The 17975-nt window shown below is 41.0% G+C and carries 18 protein-coding genes and 1 pseudogene; 12 read left to right on the forward strand and 7 right to left on the reverse strand.

The window, feature by feature from the left end:
* Nucleotides 1-103 precede the first annotated feature (103 nt).
* A pseudogene (gene tnpB, locus AC5WOC_RS00455) lies at nucleotides 104-1234 on the reverse strand (IS200/IS605 family element RNA-guided endonuclease TnpB).
* Nucleotides 1235-1418: 184 nt separating this feature from the next.
* On the opposite strand from tnpB, the gene AC5WOC_RS00460 reads away from it, so the two are divergent.
* Nucleotides 1419-2030 carry a tetratricopeptide repeat protein gene (locus AC5WOC_RS00460; protein ID WP_496053445.1) on the forward strand — a complete coding sequence of 204 codons (612 nt, stop codon included), beginning with the start codon at nucleotides 1419-1421 and terminating at the stop codon, nucleotides 2028-2030.
* Here the strand turns inward: AC5WOC_RS00460 and AC5WOC_RS00465 are convergent.
* From AC5WOC_RS00465 to AC5WOC_RS00475, 3 genes are all read right to left on the reverse strand, one after another.
* Nucleotides 2025-2438, reverse strand: a complete 414-nt coding sequence (locus AC5WOC_RS00465) for a hypothetical protein (RefSeq protein ID WP_496053446.1) — start codon at nucleotides 2436-2438, stop codon at nucleotides 2025-2027. The genes AC5WOC_RS00460 and AC5WOC_RS00465 overlap by 6 nt on opposite strands.
* A 71-nt stretch (nucleotides 2439-2509) precedes the next feature.
* Nucleotides 2510-2839 carry a hypothetical protein gene (locus AC5WOC_RS00470; RefSeq protein WP_496053447.1) on the reverse strand — a complete coding sequence of 110 codons (330 nt, stop codon included), beginning with the start codon at nucleotides 2837-2839 and terminating at the stop codon, nucleotides 2510-2512.
* A 176-nt stretch (nucleotides 2840-3015) separates the two neighbouring features.
* Nucleotides 3016-3231 (reverse strand): hypothetical protein, encoded by a 216-nt coding sequence (locus tag AC5WOC_RS00475; RefSeq protein WP_496053448.1) that lies wholly within the window; start codon nucleotides 3229-3231, stop codon nucleotides 3016-3018.
* A 469-nt stretch (nucleotides 3232-3700) separates the two neighbouring features.
* Here AC5WOC_RS00475 and AC5WOC_RS00480 point away from each other — a divergent pair, with 469 nt between their 5' ends.
* Nucleotides 3701-3931: a hypothetical protein gene (locus AC5WOC_RS00480; protein WP_496053449.1), complete on the forward strand. Its 231-nt coding sequence runs from the start codon at nucleotides 3701-3703 to the stop codon at nucleotides 3929-3931.
* Between the two features lie 331 nt (nucleotides 3932-4262).
* Here the strand turns inward: AC5WOC_RS00480 and AC5WOC_RS00485 are convergent, their stop codons facing one another.
* Nucleotides 4263-4511, reverse strand: coding sequence for a hypothetical protein (locus AC5WOC_RS00485; RefSeq protein ID WP_496053450.1), 249 nt, complete (start codon nucleotides 4509-4511; stop codon nucleotides 4263-4265).
* 301 nt (nucleotides 4512-4812) lie between these two features.
* Complete coding sequence (locus AC5WOC_RS00490) at nucleotides 4813-5073, reverse strand: hypothetical protein (protein WP_496053451.1); 261 nt, start codon at nucleotides 5071-5073, stop codon at nucleotides 4813-4815.
* A gap of 140 nt (nucleotides 5074-5213) precedes the next feature.
* On the opposite strand from AC5WOC_RS00490, the gene AC5WOC_RS00495 reads away from it, so the two are divergent.
* From AC5WOC_RS00495 to hslU, 8 genes are all read left to right on the forward strand, one after another.
* The gene (locus tag AC5WOC_RS00495) at nucleotides 5214-5357 is read left to right on the forward strand and encodes a hypothetical protein (RefSeq protein ID WP_496053452.1); all 144 of its coding nucleotides are present in this window, start codon (nucleotides 5214-5216) and stop codon (nucleotides 5355-5357) included.
* 156 nt (nucleotides 5358-5513) lie between these two features.
* Nucleotides 5514-6674 carry an ADP-forming succinate--CoA ligase subunit beta gene (gene sucC / locus AC5WOC_RS00500; protein WP_496053453.1) on the forward strand — a complete coding sequence of 387 codons (1161 nt, stop codon included), beginning with the start codon at nucleotides 5514-5516 and terminating at the stop codon, nucleotides 6672-6674.
* A 24-nt stretch (nucleotides 6675-6698) separates the two neighbouring features.
* A complete protein-coding gene (gene sucD / locus AC5WOC_RS00505) occupies nucleotides 6699-7604 on the forward strand; it encodes a succinate--CoA ligase subunit alpha (protein ID WP_496053454.1) in 906 nt (301 codons plus the stop codon).
* A gap of 61 nt (nucleotides 7605-7665) precedes the next feature.
* Complete coding sequence (dprA, locus tag AC5WOC_RS00510) at nucleotides 7666-8748, forward strand: DNA-processing protein DprA (RefSeq protein ID WP_496053455.1); 1083 nt, start codon at nucleotides 7666-7668, stop codon at nucleotides 8746-8748.
* 87 nt (nucleotides 8749-8835) lie between these two features.
* Complete coding sequence (topA, locus tag AC5WOC_RS00515) at nucleotides 8836-10908, forward strand: type I DNA topoisomerase (protein ID WP_496053456.1); 2073 nt, start codon at nucleotides 8836-8838, stop codon at nucleotides 10906-10908.
* A gap of 2 nt (nucleotides 10909-10910) precedes the next feature.
* Nucleotides 10911-12239: an FADH(2)-oxidizing methylenetetrahydrofolate--tRNA-(uracil(54)-C(5))-methyltransferase TrmFO gene (trmFO, locus tag AC5WOC_RS00520; protein ID WP_496053457.1), complete on the forward strand. Its 1329-nt coding sequence runs from the start codon at nucleotides 10911-10913 to the stop codon at nucleotides 12237-12239.
* Between the two features lie 24 nt (nucleotides 12240-12263).
* A complete protein-coding gene (gene hslV / locus AC5WOC_RS00525; RefSeq protein WP_496053458.1) occupies nucleotides 12264-12803 on the forward strand; it encodes an ATP-dependent protease subunit HslV in 540 nt (179 codons plus the stop codon).
* Nucleotides 12804-12806: 3 nt separating this feature from the next.
* Complete coding sequence (hslU, locus tag AC5WOC_RS00530; RefSeq protein ID WP_496053459.1) at nucleotides 12807-14186, forward strand: ATP-dependent protease ATPase subunit HslU; 1380 nt, start codon at nucleotides 12807-12809, stop codon at nucleotides 14184-14186.
* Nucleotides 14187-14843: 657 nt separating this feature from the next.
* Here hslU and AC5WOC_RS00535 read toward each other — a convergent pair.
* On the reverse strand, nucleotides 14844-16043 hold the full coding sequence (locus AC5WOC_RS00535) for a PIG-L family deacetylase (RefSeq protein ID WP_496054132.1): 1200 nt from the start codon (nucleotides 16041-16043) through the stop codon (nucleotides 14844-14846).
* Between the two features lie 249 nt (nucleotides 16044-16292).
* Between AC5WOC_RS00535 and AC5WOC_RS00540 the strand changes: the two genes are divergently transcribed.
* Both AC5WOC_RS00540 and rpsB read left to right on the forward strand, forming a co-directional pair.
* Nucleotides 16293-17018 (forward strand): tetratricopeptide repeat protein, encoded by a 726-nt coding sequence (locus tag AC5WOC_RS00540; RefSeq protein ID WP_496053460.1) that lies wholly within the window; start codon nucleotides 16293-16295, stop codon nucleotides 17016-17018.
* Nucleotides 17019-17180: 162 nt separating this feature from the next.
* Complete coding sequence (gene rpsB, locus AC5WOC_RS00545; RefSeq protein WP_496053461.1) at nucleotides 17181-17885, forward strand: 30S ribosomal protein S2; 705 nt, start codon at nucleotides 17181-17183, stop codon at nucleotides 17883-17885.
* The last annotated feature ends 90 nt before the right edge of the window (nucleotides 17886-17975 follow it).

Here is a 17975-nt window from a genome sequence, read left to right on the forward strand (position 1 = left end):
AAAAGTAAGGAAGGTCACCTGATTTCATGGTTTGACAACTCCGCACGGCTAAAGCCGTGAGATTCTTGGGTAATCCTCGGTAATCCAAGGAAGTTTATCAAGCTTAGACCGTGAGCCCCACGGCAAGTAATCTTCTTCCTTCTTTCAATATGTTTTTGGCTGCATTGATGTCTCGATCATGGGGAACGCCACATTCTGGGCATGTCCATTCTCGAAGATGGAGTTGCTTCACTTCTTTGTTTATATAGCGACAACTCGAACAAAGCTGGCTGGATGGAAAGGATTTTCCTACTCTCACTAATTTCCTTCCGTATTCTTTCGCTTTGTATTCTAACATCGTAACAAACTCCGACCACGAAGCATCGGTGATCGACTTCGCCAGCTTATGATTTTTCACCATGTTTTTACCTGCAAAGTTTCGATACTGATGACTTGGTTTTCGTTTACCAGTTTCGTCGATAGTTTATGTAAAAAATCATGGCGGGCGGCGGTAATTTTTTCATGGATGCGAGCAACTTGGACGCGGGCTTTGTGCCAGTTGGATCCGTCTTTTTTTCTTCGTGCCATCGTTTGTTGCGCTTTAGCTAGTTTTTGTTCATACTGACGAAAAAAACGGTTCGCATTCTTTTTCGTTCCATCATCGAAAATGGCAAAGTCTTTCAGACCCAAATCGATGCCAATTGCTCTTTTTTTCGCGGGAACCGATCGCAAGTAGCATCCCTCGCAAAGGATGGATATTTTGTATTTGCCCGCCCATGTACGACGGATCATAGCAGACATAATACGACCACTTATTTCTCTTGATGAGACAAATTTCACCCATCCTAGTTTTGGTAGTTTGATTTTGTTTCCTTTGATTTCGATGGTTGGTCTGCTATTTTTGGGATAGTTACATTGAATCGTATACGCTTGCACTCGGTTTTTCCTGCTCTTGAATCGCGGGGCATCGTTTTGTTTTCGGAAATAGCGCTGGAAGGCATCGGCAAGATGTTTGAGAGTGTTTTGTAGGGAAGTAGAATCAACTTCTTTCAACCACACGAACTCCCGCTTTTTCTCCGTTAGAACACGGGAACAGTTGCCATCCATAGGTCAGCCCTTTTCCGGTTGATTGATACACTTTGTTCCATTCACCAAGAAAATGATTGAATACAAAACGGCTACAGCCGATGGATTTATGGATCAGTATTGCTTGTGTTTTGGTAGGTCGAAGACGGTAGGAAAATGCTTTATGCATGGAATCACCTCCCTATCGGAATTTTGCGAATAGTATAGATCGTATGTTCTTTGTTTGTCAAGTGTATTTAAAAAATAGTCAGACTTACGAAAGGACAAAAAAAGTATCTTCATCTGATGCTCGCTTTCATCCCACTACCCCTACCGTTCGTTATGTTATAATAAAATTGGAAGGAGTCTGGGAAATGAAATTATCCAAATTAAAAGAAAAGCTGCCGAATTTAACAAATTATATGCAATACAATCCTTCGCAATTTCTACGGGAACAGCCTGTAGATGAAGGTGAGCTTAAGGCTGTATTGGAAGAAGCGAATACATATTTAAGACAAGTGTTACAGGAACCAAAAGTTGATCCGCAAGTGTTGATTTATTTATATAGTTATTTGGGGAACGGCTATCGTGTACTATATCAAACGCCAAAAGCAGTGCAGTATTTAGAAAAAGCGCTGGATTTGACAAAGCAAGAAGAAGATTTACAAGGGGAATTGCGTGCATTGATTCGATTGGGAGAAGCCTTTAAGTACGATGAAAGACATGAAGCTGCCCTTGCCTGTTTTGAACAAGCTCTCGCAATTAGCAGCTATAAAGATTTAGAAAATTATAGGGATTATGCTCTGCAGCATATGGGGAAATGCTTGTTGGAGTTAGGAGAATATGAAAACGCGATTCTACGTTTTGAAGAAGCATTGGATTTGCGGAAAAAGAAAAATAATCCATCACTTGTTTTGGCAACAGAAACTGCTATTGTTCTGGCTAATATTATGCAGCAGGAAGAAAATAGTACACCTAGTTTATAACATATCCGGGTGCTGTTGACGGAAATGTTCCATCACTTCACTATATTGCTTTTCTGGTATATCCAGTAGCTGATCATCTTGTAAGAAAAAGAAGTACACCTTTTTCGTATCTGACTGTTCATAGTACATACCAACCTGTCTTTCGTGAAATTCAAAACAAGCACCGAGAATAACAGGGATTTCCGTATCATTTTCTGTGAGTAAGACTTGAAAAAAATATGGCTCCAATTCATCTAATAGCCGTTCCCGATATGTCTCTCCTGGATACCGCAGGGTGAGTGTATCGGGTGTTTCTGTTTCTGCCAAATAGATATCTTTTCGTGTTTCTTTGTCCCAAACGATAAGAGCATGCATGATTTGATGATAGGAAAATACATATTGATGCGTGGTGGCAAATTTGATGTTCAACGGAGAAAACTCCTTTCAAAGTGCGGCACCCGAGTCGTGCACTGGATTTGTGCATAACTCGGGTGCGGGAATCAGATGCCGCCTAGGGCGTCACGGATTCGCTTGCTCTGCTCATCGGAGAGAGCATTAGTAGGCGCTGCTGCCTGCCACATACGCTGCGACTGGAGTACATCCAGCATCGCGTGTACGGCTCCTTGCAGGTTTCCGAACGGATCGCCCTGCTGGCCGATCGCCTGGAGCAGGATGGAGAGCTGCTCGACAGACTGCGGCAGAGAAGGGACACCAACCGTTGCACACACACGCGTGAGTGCATTGACGAACGTGGCATCGTCCGTCAGCTTTTGATCGCGTGGTTGGCGGCTCAGGAATTCCTGGAGGGCGTCGACAACGTGCTGCAACATGTGCAGCTCCTTTCTAAATGTGCTTGCTTGTGCGATTGAGCTTCTTTTAGTATATGTGAATATTTGTTTTTTTCCAATAGTTAGTAGTGAAAAGTGAATACAAAATGCGTGGCGCCTGAGCATTGTACATGAGTACTTTTGCTCAGGCGCCCTGTTTCTCCGACTAACAGACCGAGTCAGTTATCGGAGAGGCGGTTCCTTCTCCACAATGATGGAGAAGTTGGATCAGTGTTGTGCACAACTCGCAGTACTTGCAGTCGCTTGGTGATTGTATCCACTGCCCAGTTGATCCGGCCGTTGATTCGAATGAGCGTTTGGAATTGTTCATCCGGCAAAGGCGTGAGCACATCGACGATAAATTGAACTTTGAGATGCAGCGGAAGGTCGACCAACCGACGATTCGGCCACTCCCAAACCCCATGCCGCTGCAATTCTTCAAGAGCGACAATGGCTGCACTTTGGAGGGCATCGTCCGGCGGAATCTCCTGCAGCTGGGAAAATTCTGCGGACATTATCGTGCGGATATCATCGTTGCTACTCAAATTAGGGCCTCAATCTCTTATTAGACCTTATGCCAACCGCAAAGTTGGAAATCTCCATAATATTATAAGGCTTTTTTTGCATGGAGACTATAGATTTTTTAAAGTTATAATTTTTTATTTTATGTATAACTGGAATTTGTTGTTATTTTTTTGTTTTTCTTATTTTATTTTTGCAATTAAATGAGTATTTTGTGCTCAAGGCATAATAAATTGAAAATTACATATATATGTGTTTAGCTTGTCAAAAGGTTTGTAGTGTTGCTACAATACTAATAACCGGTGTGAACAATATGTTCCCACCACGTCTCCAGGAGAATCCATGAGCTTCGGTGCCCAGAACCACGACGGCATCATCGGTGGTACCCCCGTCAAGCGTGAGAAGTCCACGACTTCTTCGACGTACGGTGCCCAGAACCACGACGGCATCATCGGCGGTACTCCCGTTCAGCGCGAGAGGACCCCGAAGAACCGTGCCGACCACGGCGACGGAGTCATCGGCGGCACTCCCGTCGTGCAGAAGACCCCGTTCCGTGGGACCGTTGTGGAGTAGAGCTCCTACTCCGCTAGTTGAGCTCCCGTACTCGGGTGTTCGTTCTGGAATGCCGGTCGCAGAACTGTCTGTGACCGGCACCCAAATGTTAACAATGTAGTTTTAAGATAGATAACCGCCTATTCGTTCTTGTTTATAGGCGGTTTTATTTTCCATTTTCAACAAAAAAGCGGTACATTTACTATTATTTATGTAATAATATTCACTTTCAAAAATGCGGCGCCCGGAGTTACACAAATGTGTTGCTCCGGGCGCTTGTCGCTGCACTGCCGAGGTCAGCATCCTATGAAATGGTAGGGAGTCCTGCAAGGTAATGCAGAGACGAATTTCGTCAGGCTTCGGACTTCGTCTCAGGATGCAGAATGATTCGGGCACCATGAATCCCGAAAGTCTCAGTCGGCTTGAAACTCTTGATCTGGTCAGCAGAGTAGCGAGTGTCATCTTGACCACGACGCTGGATCACGACATCCTGTCCCTTCTGAAGAGGGGCACGACCGCCAGTGACCACGACCTCGCTCCCCGATCCGTTACCCGCCGAGTAACCAGAGATTGCAGTGAAAATAGCTTCATTTGCAGACAAAGTACGTCTCCCAACAGGAAATCGAATTACCTTTGATTATATGCTAGTTTGGTAATATTACAATGGTCATAACGATATTGATAAAATTTACAAAATTTAAAATAACGATACATGGGAATTTTTATAAGATCTTTTATAATCGCAAAGCTCTTTGCGTGGACTTGAAAGAAATTTAAATAGAAATCTTTTGGGAACTGATGGTAAATGGACAAATAAAAAATTATTGTGGAATTGAAAAGAAAGGGGATAAGCAAACAAAAAGTGGCCTCCAAGCATTTTATACTTGGAGGTTTTCTGCCTTCTACCGCTGCTGGAGCTCCGTGATTCGCTGATTGAGCTGAGCGAACAGTTCCTTGGCCTGCTTCATCACGTCCTTGATTCCCTGCTCGGGGGGATCAAAATGGGCAACAAACATGTCCATTTCACTGATGGAATTCAGATTATCCAGATCTCCGAACATGTTGCCGATATTCGGTGGGAAAACATCTTGCACGCGCTGGAGGATTTCCTTTACAGTCTGATCTGCAAGGTGCTTCTCCTCGAGACCCTTAATCAGGCTCATTTCTACTCCACTTTGACAGAAGGTATTTGTTCTTGCCTGTCTATTCTAAGATATTTATGATACACAAACAACTGAGATTAGATGTTTTTACATCATCTTTTTTGGTATACTAAGCCTGTTGTATGAAAGGAGGGTGCGAAATGAGTTCACAAGTGAATACACAGGAAGATCCAAACGAAAATAAAGAAAATGAATTTATCGATTTTATGGTATCCGCAGGGGTAGCAGGTGGATTGCTTTTTGGTATATTTATTATCGCTACCATCATACAACTTGTAATGTAAGGACGCCTGATACTGGTGTCCTTTTTCTCTTGGCAACAGGATAAGGATGAGCTATACTTGCAGGGGAGCCAAGGGAAAACTCGGTGAATAGTAATTCATTTGCCTTATACATATATACCCTGTTTGGCTTTTTATCTATGGACTGGAGGATGGAGCATGAACGTACATGAGTACCAAGGAAAAGAAGTGCTAAAGAAATTTGGCGTCCAAGTACCAAATGGACATGTCGCTTTTAATGCAGATGAAGCAGTACAAGCTGCGCAATCCTTAGGTGGCAACCTATGGGTGGTAAAAGCACAAATCCATGCAGGTGGTCGTGGAAAAGCTGGTGGAGTGAAATTAGCAAAAAGCTTAGATGAAGTACGTGAGTTTGCAAATGAATTAATAGGAAAAGTACTAGTTACACATCAAACTGGTCCAGAGGGCAAAGAAGTAAAACGCCTGTTAATTGAAGAAGGCTGTCCAATCGAAAAAGAATATTATATCGGTGTCGTAATCGATCGTTCTTCGAATGCTGTTGTAATGATGGGTTCAGAAGAGGGCGGTACGGAAATCGAAGAAGTAGCAGAAAAAACTCCTGAGAAAATCTTTAAAGAGGTAGTTGATCCAGCTGTAGGTTTATTGCCATTCCAAGCAAATCGTTTAGCAAATCGGATCAATATCCCAAAAGATAAAGTACGCGAAGCTGTGAAATTTATGCTTGCTCTCTATCAAGCGTTTGTAGAAAAGGATTGTGCTTTAGCAGAGATTAATCCTTTGGTTACAACGACAGATGGTCGTGTTATGGCATTAGACGCAAAATTAAACTTTGATTCCAATGCATTGTATCGTCAAAAAGATATCGTAGCTCTTCGTGACTTAGATGAAGAGGATGCAAAAGAAATCGAAGCTTCTAAATATGATTTGAGTTATATTGCTTTAGATGGAAACATTGGCTGCATGGTAAATGGTGCTGGACTTGCAATGGCAACAATGGACATTATTAAGCATTATAATGGTGACCCAGCGAACTTCTTGGATGTTGGGGGCGGCGCAACTGCGGAAAAAGTAACAGAAGCTTTCAAAATTATTTTGTCCGATGAAAATGTAAAAGGTATTTTCGTCAATATTTTTGGTGGAATTATGAAATGTGACGTTATCGCAGATGGTGTCATTCAAGCGGCCAAGGAAGTAGAATTGGACCGTCCGCTTGTTGTGCGCTTAGAAGGAACGAATGTAGAACTTGGCAAAAAAATGTTGAATGAGTCCGGTCTTGCAATTGTAGCAGCAGATTCCATGGCAGATGGTGCTCAAAAAATCGTAGAACTCGTGAAATAAGGTTGATAGAGAGGAGCATGCAAGGTGAGTATTTTTGTTAATAAAGATACCAAAGTAATCACACAAGGGATTACTGGATCAGTTGGTTTGTTTCATACCCAACAAGCTCTTGCGTATGGAACTCAAGTAGTTGGTGGGGTAACACCTGGTAAAGGTGGAACAACGGTTGAAGGACTTCCTGTATTTAATACAGTGATCGATGCAGTAGAAGCTACTGGCGCGACAGCATCCGTCATTTATGTAGCAGCTCCATTTGCAGCTGATGCGATTATGGAAGCAGTTGATGCAGAACTTGATCTTGTTGTGTGTATCACTGAAGGTATTCCAGTACTTGATATGGTAAAAGTTCGCCGTTACTTAGAAGGAAAGAAAACCCGCTTGATTGGCCCAAACTGCCCAGGCGTTATTACTCCAGACGAGTGCAAAATCGGGATCATGCCTGGCTACATTCATAAAAAAGGTCATGTCGGAATTGTATCTCGCTCCGGTACATTGACTTATGAAGCTGTACATCAACTTAGCACACGTGGAATCGGACAGTCTACTGCAGTTGGGATCGGTGGAGATCCAGTCAATGGAACGAACTTCATCGATGTACTTGAAGCTTTTGAAAATGATCCAGAAACCAAAGCGGTTATCATGATCGGAGAAATTGGTGGTACTGCAGAGGAAGAAGCAGCAGAGTGGATCAAAACAAATATGACCAAGCCAGTTGTTGGCTTTATCGGCGGTCAAACAGCACCTCCTGGAAAACGTATGGGTCATGCTGGGGCAATTATCTCTGGCGGAAAAGGTACTGCTGCTGAGAAAATTGCTACATTAGAGCGTTGTGGTGTTTCTGTTGCATCGACACCAGCTGTCATTGGAGAAACATTGGTAAACTTATTGGAATCAAAAGGATTATTGGATGAATTTGTCGTAAAGAGCTAATAGCACAAAAAGGAACCGAATCAGGTTCCTTTTTTGTTTTTCAAGAGGGGGCTTAAGTGCATTGCGAGATTCGTTGATTGCGATTCATCATTTAACAGGAGTAGGATGGGCGACTATTGCTCATTTGATTTCAGTTGGTTGGGAAGGAGAAAAAATTTCGGAGGCTATGCTTGCAAAACTGCCAAATAAAACAGCTCAAGCGCTCCGAAAGAACTGGTCTGCTTCCCACATAGAAAAAGTAAAGAAGGAGTTAGCTAAAAAACAGATTGATACAGTAACCATCTTGGATGAAGACTACCCAGCTCTGCTACGGGAACTTCCACAAGCTCCATGGGTGCTGTACCTGTTAGGAAATAAATCACTTCTATCCTCGAAATGCCTTGCAATAGTAGGAACAAGAAAAGCGAGTTCCTATGGACGAAGGGTCACCGAACAATTGAGTAAAGAACTTACACAAGCAGGATGGACGATCGTCAGTGGAATGGCTGCTGGAATTGATGGGATTGCACATCAGAGTGTATTATCAGTAGGGGGAAAAACAATTGCAGTATTGGGGACAGGGATTGATGAAATTTTTCCAAAACATCATCAAAAACTTTATCACGATTTAATTCGCGGGGGTCTTGTCATTTCTGAATATCCTCCTGGCACACCTGGTCATCCAGGGTTATTTCCTCAACGAAATCGAATTATAAGTGGTTTGTCTTTTGGAACGGTTGTCGTAGAAGCAGCAGAACGAAGTGGTTCACTCATTACAGCTGAGTTTAGTATGGAACAAGGAAGAGAGGTCTATGCGGTTCCAGGATCGATACATTCACCAGGCAGCCAAGGGACACTTGCTTTAATTAAACAGGGTGCGAAATGTGTTTTGTCTGTTGCTGATATTTTGGAAGAGTTGCCAGATTGGCGTACAGAATCCATAATAGAATCGCAAAAAGAAGTAGCTGCTGCTGCAGTTGCATTAAATTCCAATGAACAAGAAATACTCAATCATTTATCCAGTGATTCAATACAACTCACTGTATTAATGGAGTTATTAGCAGGTAAACTAACCATTAGCGATTTACATACTTCTTTGCTATCTTTAGAAATAAAGGGTTGTATTGAGCAGCTTTCGGGTGCGTTTTACATAAAAAAGATTTAGCTAACATATTTATCACCTATTGCACAACTGGTGTTTGGTCTGGTATGTTAACTGTTATGAATGCAAGGCAAGGAAGGAGGGTCACCGATGGCCGATTCGTTGGTGATCGTAGAGTCCCCAGCAAAAGCAAAAACAATTAGCAAATACTTAGGTCGTGGATTTATCGTCAAAGCATCTATGGGGCATGTTCGGGATTTACCAAAAAGTCAACTTGGAGTAGATGTGGATCAAAACTTTCAACCAAAATATATTACTGTTCGAGGCAAAGGCGATGTCATGAAGCAATTAAAAGATGCAAAAAAGCGTGTGAAACGTGTTTTTCTTGCAGCTGACCCTGATCGTGAAGGGGAAGCGATTGCATGGCACTTAGCAAATAGTTTAAATATCGATCCTAACGAAAGCTGTCGAGTTGTATTTCATGAGATTACAAAGCAGGCAGTGAAAGATGCATTTAAGCAGCCTCGCCCCATAAACATGGATTTGGTAAATGCACAACAAGCACGACGAATCCTTGATCGTCTAGTTGGTTACGGCATTAGTCCATTGTTATGGAAAAAAGTTAAGAGAGGTTTAAGTGCAGGACGTGTACAGTCTATTGCCGTGAAATTAGTAATTGATCGAGAGAAAGAAATACGAAACTTTAAGCCGGAAGAATATTGGACGGTTACGGCTCATCTATCTACAGGAAAAGAAACGATCCAAGCGCAGTTTTATGGGTATCAAAATAAAAAAACAGAGTTAAAAAATGAATCAGAGGTGCAGGCCTTATTAACTGCGATAAAAGGAAAACGATTTGTTGTATCTGATGTCCGATTTTCAGAGCGAAAACGTAATCCCGCTTTACCTTTTATTACAAGTACCCTGCAACAAGAAGCTGCACGAAAATTAAATTTCCGACCACAAAAAACAATGGCAATTGCACAACAGTTATATGAAGGAATAGAGCTCGGTAAAACAGGTAGTGTTGGGCTAATAACCTATATGCGAACTGATTCAACCCGAATCAGCAATATAGCAAAAGAAGAAGCGGAAAAATATATACAGCAAACATTCGGGGAAACATATGTATCCAAAGGAAAGCAAAGCCCAGTAAAAAAGGCAAATGCGCAAGATGCTCACGAGGCGATTCGTCCATCTTCTGTACTGCGAACCCCTACAGAGATGAAACCGTATTTAAAACGTGATCAACTTCGTCTTTATAAACTGATCTGGGAAAGATTTGTCGCCAGTCAAATGGCTCCAGCAGTTTTAGATGCTGTTACTGCAGATATTCAAGCAGGTACAGCTACTTTTCGTGCAACCGGTTCAAAAATTAAATTTCAAGGGTTTATGAAGGTATATATAGAGGGAACAGATGAAAAGAAGCAGGATGATGAAAAGTTTTTGCCTGCTTTGGAACCGAAGCAAACACTTACCAAGAAAAAGATCGATCCAAAACAACATTTCACCCAGCCCCCTCCGCGATATACAGAGGCACGATTAGTGAAAACATTAGAAGAAAAAGGAATTGGTAGACCAAGCACGTATGCTCCGACGTTAGATACGATTCAAAAACGTGGCTATGTTTTAATGGAAGATAAGCGATTTGTTCCATCAGAGCTTGGAGAAATAGTATTATCCATGATGGAGGAATTTTTCCCTGAGATTTTAGATGTCACTTTTACTGCACATATGGAAGAAGATTTAGATCAAGTAGAGGAAGGACAGATCGATTGGGTAAAATTACTTGCCCAATTTTATGAACCATTCCGAGATCGTTTATCTACAGCGGAAGAAGAAATGGCAGAAGTAGAGATTGCAGACGAAGAATCCGATGAAATCTGTGAAAAATGCGGCAGAGTAATGGTGTATAAACACGGTCGTTTTGGAAAGTTTTTGGCTTGTTCTGGTTTCCCTGATTGTCGTAATACAAAAGCGATTGTAAAATCCACTGGTGTTACCTGTCCTGTTTGTCATGAAGGTGAAGTAGTAGAGCGAAAAAGTAAAAAAAATCGATTGTTTTATGGTTGCAATCGCTATCCGGAGTGTGATTTTGTTTCTTGGGATAAACCTGTACCGCGTCCGTGTCCTAAGTGTAACAGTATGTTAGTTGAGAAAAAGAGAAAGAAAGAGATATTTATTGTATGCACCAAATGCGATTACGAAGAGGAGAAAAACTAAACATGAAGAGCGTTACTGTTATTGGTGCTGGTCTTGCTGGAAGTGAAGCTGCCTGGCAGATCGCAACACGCGGGGTTGCCGTAAAATTAATTGAAATGCGACCAGTACGAAAGACACCTGCACATCGGGGTGATCAGTTTGCTGAATTAGTCTGTAGCAACTCTTTACGTGCTGCAGGACTTACCAATGCAGTTGGAATATTAAAAGAAGAGATGAGAATGTTATCGTCCTTGATCATGAAGAGTGCAGATCTCCACGCTGTTCCTGCAGGGGGAGCACTCGCTGTTGATCGAGAGGCGTTTTCGGAAACAATTACTCGTACTTTATCCAAGCATCCCAACATAGAAGTAATCAAAGAAGAGGTAACTCAGTTGCCAGAGGGGATTACAGTTGTAGCTACAGGTCCTCTTACCTCTCCACAATTATCTGAGAAGCTTCAGTCCCTTACAGGTGAAGAATATTTGTATTTTTATGATGCAGCAGCTCCGATTGTTGAAAAAGAAAGCATTGATATGGATAAAGTATTTCTTCAGTCTCGTTATGACAAAGGTGAAGCAGCATATTTAAATTGTCCAATGAATGAAGAAGAATTTAAACGTTTTTATGATGCTCTCATCTCAGCAGAGGCAGCACCTTTGAAAGAATTTGAAAAAGAAATTTACTTTGAAGGCTGCATGCCAATCGAAGTGATGGCAAAAAGAGGGGAAAAAACACTTCTGTTTGGACCGATGAAACCAGTTGGATTAATTGATCCACGTACAGGAAAACGTCCTTTTGCCGTTGTTCAATTGCGTCAAGATAACAGTGCTGGAACATTATTTAATCTCGTGGGTTTTCAGACACATCTCAAATGGGGACCACAAAAAGAAGTATTGCAATTAATTCCAGGATTAGAGAATGCTGAAATCGTTCGTTATGGTGTAATGCACCGCAATACTTTTTTAAATTCACCAAAGCTGCTTCATCCGACGTATCAATTTCGCGGCAGAGAAGATCTGTTTTTTGCTGGTCAAATTACAGGGGTAGAGGGTTATGTTGAATCAGCAGCTGCTGGGATATTAGCTGGAATCAATGCAGCGAATTTAGCAAATGGAGTGGAAACGGTAACTCTTCCTCCAACAACTGCAATGGGTAGTCTTGCACATTACATAACAACAACCGATAGTAAACACTTCCAACCAATGAATGCTAATTTTGGACTTTTTGCTCCACTGGATAATCCAATGAGGGGTAAACGGGAACGGGCAGAACAATATGCGAATCGAGCACTCACAGAGTTGGAGAAAGCAATAAAACAATGGGATGCTCAAACAAATCACGCTGCATTTTAAATCGGTTAGGAGGAAGGAATAAGAATGGAACAATTTCATGCAACTACGATTTTTGCAATTCGCCATAATGGGAAAGCCGCAATAGCAGGAGATGGTCAAGTAACATTTGGCAATCAGATGATTATGAAGCACGGCGCCAAAAAAATTCGTCGTCTTTATCGTGGGCAAGTATTAGCTGGATTTGCAGGGTCTGTAGCCGATGCTATCACTTTGTTTGAAAAGTTTGAGGGGAAACTTGAAGAATATCAAGGGTCTCTTACACGAGCAGCAGTAGAATTAGCAAAAGAATGGCGTACGGATAAGATGTTAAAGTCATTAGAAGCCATGCTGATTGTGTTAAACAAAGAACAATTGTTATTGGTCTCAGGGAATGGGGAAGTCATTGAACCGGATGATGATGTATTAGCGATCGGATCAGGAGGAAGCTATGCCTTATCAGCTGGCCGTGCTTTAAAACGACATGCTTCCAACCTCTCAGCCAAAGAAATCGCTAAAGCATCTTTAACTATTGCAAGTGAAGTATGTGTGTTTACCAATGATCGTATCATCGTTGAGGAGGCGTAATTCATGTTAACTCCGAGAGAAATTGTTACGGAATTAAACAAACATATTGTGGGGCAAGATCAAGCAAAACGTGCTGTCGCTATTGCTTTACGTAATCGGTACCGCCGTAGTTTACTGCCTGCAGATTTAAGAGAAGAAGTCGTTCCAAAAAATATTTTGATGGTTGGTCCTACAGGAGTAGGGAAAACAGAGATTGCACGGAGACTTGCAAAATTGGTTGGTGCTCCTTTTGTAAAACTGGAAGCAACAAAATTTACCGAGGTTGGATATGTTGGCCGTGATGTCGAATCAATGATTCGTGATCTGACGGAAACGGCAATACGAATGGTGAAAAGTGAAAAATTATCCAAAGTAACCGAACAGGCGAAGATATTGGCTGATGAGCGACTTGTAGAACTTTTGGTTCCTGAAAAAAAGCAGTCTAATTCATTTAAAAATCCATTTGAAATGTTATTTCAATCCAATCAACCAAAAGAAGAACCAACAAAAGAAGAAAATGCTACCATTCGTTTAGAACGGAATAAAATGGCTCAACTACTAAAAAACGGTGAATTAGAAGATCAATTGGTAGAACTGGAAATCGAAGAACAAATGGGTTCGATGTTTGATATGTTTGCTGGTATGGGTGGGGATCAAATGGGGATGAACATGCAAGAAATGTTCAGCAACATCATGCCGAAGAAAAAGAAAAAGCGCCGTTTACCAGTAAAAGAAGCAAGAGAAATTTTAATTCAAGAAGAAGGCCAGAAATTGATCGATATGGATCAAGTGACCCAGGAAGCATTGGAAAGAGTAGAGCAGACCGGTATTATCTTTTTAGATGAGATTGATAAGATTGCTGGGAAAGATCACCATGGTCCAGATGTTTCACGAGAAGGAGTACAGCGAGACATACTTCCCATAGTAGAAGGATCTACCGTTGTCACCAAATATGGCTCCATTAAAACGGATCATATTTTATTTATCGCAGCAGGTGCGTTTCATGTGGCAAAACCTTCTGATTTAATACCAGAACTGCAAGGGCGCTTCCCCATTCGTGTGGAATTAAAGGATTTAACGACAGATGATTTTGTCCGTATTCTTACCGAACCGAAAAATGCGCTTTTAAAGCAGTACACTGCTCTTTTGGAAACGGAAGGTATCAAAGTCATTTTTACCGATGAAGCGATCCGTGAAATTGCCAGTCTGGCTGCACGTGTAAACAGTGACACGGAAAATATTGGTGCTAGACGATTGCATACGATATTGGAGCGGTTATTAGAAGAGTTATCATTCGAAGCTCCTGATATTACGTTGGAAGAGATTAAAGTTACTCCTGAATATGTCAATGGTCGATTGGGCAGCATTGTCTCTGATCGAGATTTAAGCCAGTATATTTTATAATGTGTTTTCGTAGGAGCCAGTTTCATAAAAGACTGGCTTTTCGTTTAGCAAGTTAAAAAATGAGAGAATTAGCCTTAATCAAAAGCTAGTTCTCTCATTTTTTAACGAATGTTTTCGATTGTGTACAGTGAATTTCCCCTGTCTAGGGTCGAGAATTTTCTCCTAATGAATTAGCCTAGATATTTTTTAGTACAAATGTGTGAGTTTGAGCACAATCTGATTGTTTCTGCGAGTATCATGCAGAGTGACTGATTGCCCTCGCCGACTAAGCTTTACTGCTTTTGAAGAGGAGAAGACATGGCTGTATGTTTGTATGTAATATAGCATTGACAACTCCATACGGCTAAAGCCGTTGGATTCTTGGGACGATAGCCTCATGACTATTTCATTACCAAGCTAACCCCGTGTGCCCCACGGTTTATGTTTGTTGTTTTCTTCTTTGCCGCGAGCAAACTTGGTTTTCGTCTGTCACAACTATACATATATTACCATGGGAATGTTTGTTTGTAAACCTGCTTTTTCCAAAGGTTGAACTAGTGAAGGAAAATTCCTTACCCTCGTTCAACGCTCGCTTTCATCCCACGATTTAAACCGTGGGTTTTCTCGTTCGCAATGTTATAAGAAGCCAGGTATAGAAAATGGCTTCTTGTTTTTGTTTTATTGTGCAGGTGTATGCTGCCTATTTTGGATATTTGCTAACATCGAATTAAATTGAGGGGAAACACTATGATATCCAATTGCAAATGAATCAACAGATGGATTCCACGACTGATAAACATAAGCAGCTTTTTTGATCCGAAATGCTTGGGAAGCATTTGGGGTTACTATCGTCCCCATTGTCAGATTTGTAAAATCATTTCGGGAAACGTACAACCGAGCATCCGATATAATTCCTTGATTATATAAGTCAACAAGTGCTTGTCCACTGATTGAATGAGATAGGGAACTATCATGATTTGACATTGCTTTGTGGCTCGCACCAGGATATTTTGTTTCATAGGATTGAATCAATTGTTTCAATTCATCTAAAGTCAGCGTTCCATCTGCTGCTAAATCATCGATAATGATGTTCTCAGGTTTTACCCCGAGCTGCATCAAGGCTGATTTTAATTCATTTGTACGAGCTTGGCTAAAACGACTATCGCTAATTTGTCCGTATCCTTCCGTTGTAGGATTATGGGTTCCGCCCCACCAACTGGAGGAGGCTTGTCCATTGAGTATCGTTTGGGCTATTGATCCATTGCCACCTGTGTAAAGGACACAAATGACTTCTCTGCCAGCATCGAGATGTTGTGTAATAGCTACACCCATGGATAATGTTTCATCATCTTGGTGTGGTATATAAAAAATGGCAGGTGGATTACTAGCAATTTTTGCTGATATTTTCGGTTTCGATTTTTGAGAGGATTCGGAATTCATTTCTACTCTCTCGTTTGTTGTAACGATAAAAGTACCTCCACCTGCAACACTAGCAATGATTTGGTTATTTTTTGCATCATAAGACTGGTTTTCTACTTTAAAATAACCTGCCTCTTCTTCTCCAGTTGTTTGATAGCGAAATAGTTCAGCGCTTTCGATTCCCTTTTTTACTGGGATTTGCAGATTGTAAATGAGATTACTGTCCGTAGAGTTGATCTCGAATTTCATATCTTCTCCCATTTTTAAAGTTTTTTGATTACTAGGGCGAATGGTAAACTTTTTACTTACATCTCCAGTTCCCTGGACAGTACCTGTGATTTTCCAGTTATTTTTTGGAATGTTCACTTTCTTTTTGGTGGCAGCATTTGTAGATGTACTGGAAAAAGTGATGAGGACAATGAAGCCAAAACATAACAAAATGGTGGTAACGAGTTTCATTGTTTTCAAGTTAGATCTTGTCTCCCTTTTCTAAAAATATTCAATTTTAAAATCATATACATTTATTTTATTACTACATAGTTCATTTTGTCATGTATCAAATTTTACGGAAAGTACATTTTTTGAAATGAATTAAGATTGTAGAAAGATAACTATTTTCTATCATTTTCATCTATTAATCTACCATTTTTTCGTTATTTGTGATAATAATATTTGTTGTAACAATGCATACAAAGGAGTTGTAGATACATGAGCGATCAATCAAATATGAGTGCACAACCACAATTGAGTAATCGTGCAATGTCTAAAGGGGAAAAACTATTACGTCAATCAGCGGAAAGAGGAAATGTAAAGGCAATGCACAATTTGGGCTGGCGTTTACTCGATGCAGCAGGATTACCTCATAATGAGCAAGAAGGTGAAATGTGGTTAAAGAAAGCAATTTCCCTTAACTACGATCCTGCATTAAGTGCACTTGGCTGGAGACTTTTGGATGGAAAAGGTATAACGCAAAACATTGCAGAAGGAGAGCGTTTGCTTCGCGAAGCCGCTAGCAAAGGGAATACTTATGCAATGTGCTCTTTAGCTTGGGCTATTTTAAAAGGAACCTTGTCAAATGGAGATTTATCTGAAGCAGAAACATTGTTAACAAGAGCTGCAGAGGGCGGCAATTTAGATGCAATGGATAGCTTAGGCTGGCGTTACCTAGATGCAAGTGGTTTTCCTTATAATCAGGAACTTGGAGAATATTGGCTAAAAAAAGCTTCCGAAGCTGGTAGTGCAGAATCCATGTACCAATTAGGGTGGAGATTAGTGGAAGGATTTACGCTTCCATATAACGAAGCAGAAGGAATTGCTTGGTTAGAAAAAGCTTGTGACGCTGGTCATACCCATGCAATGTCTTACTTAGGTAACTTATTACTGGATAAAGAAGAATTAGCACAAAGAGCTCCAAATCCAAATAACTTACATTAATCTTCAAACATAAATCTTGCAAGCAATTCCCTTTCTATGATATATTCGACATTGGTGTAAAACACACACGCCAAAGGAGTGAGCAGTGGTGCCAAGAATGTTTTGGTTGCTGATTCTCGATGAACCTTGGCGGAGGCTAAAAACCATAAGGAGGCTGAATTCATGGCAGTTGTATCCATGAAACAACTATTAGAAGCAGGTGTTCACTTCGGTCATCAAACACGCCGTTGGAACCCAAAAATGAGTCGTTTTATTTTTACGGAACGTAATGGTATCTACATCATTGATCTTCAAAAAACAGTGAAAATGATGGAGCAAGCATACCAATTTGTACGTGACTTATCTCGTGACGGTGGAAATGTGCTTTTCGTTGGAACCAAAAAACAAGCACAAGAAGCTGTAAAAGATGAAGCAATTCGTTCCGATATGTTTTTTGTAAATCATCGTTGGTTGGGTGGAACATTGACTAACTTTGGAACCATCCAAAAACGTATCCAACGTCTTCATGAATTAGAACGCATGGAAGAAGACGGTACTTTCGAAGTGCTTCCGAAAAAAGAAGTCGTTCTCTTGAAAAAAGAACAAGCTCGCTTGGAGAAATTCCTTGGCGGCATTAAACATATGAAGAAACTTCCTGATGCAATCTTTATTATTGATCCTAGAAAAGAACGGATTGCTGTTGCAGAAGCACGTAAATTAAACATACCAATCATCTCTATTGTAGATACGAACTGTGATCCAGATGAAGTAGATTATGTGATTCCTGGTAATGATGATGCTATCCGCGCTGTACGTCTGTTTACTGCTAAAATCGCTGATGCGATTATTGAAGGAAGACAAGGCGAACAACAAAGTTCAGCTTCGTAAGTTTTATTTGCGTAGGGTGGTACATCCACCCTTTTTTGTTAGAAGTTCTTAGTAAAAATAAACAGTGTTTCCTTTTTCAAATTGATAAGA

It is taken from the genome of Shimazuella sp. NTD247 (genome assembly GCF_059510415.1).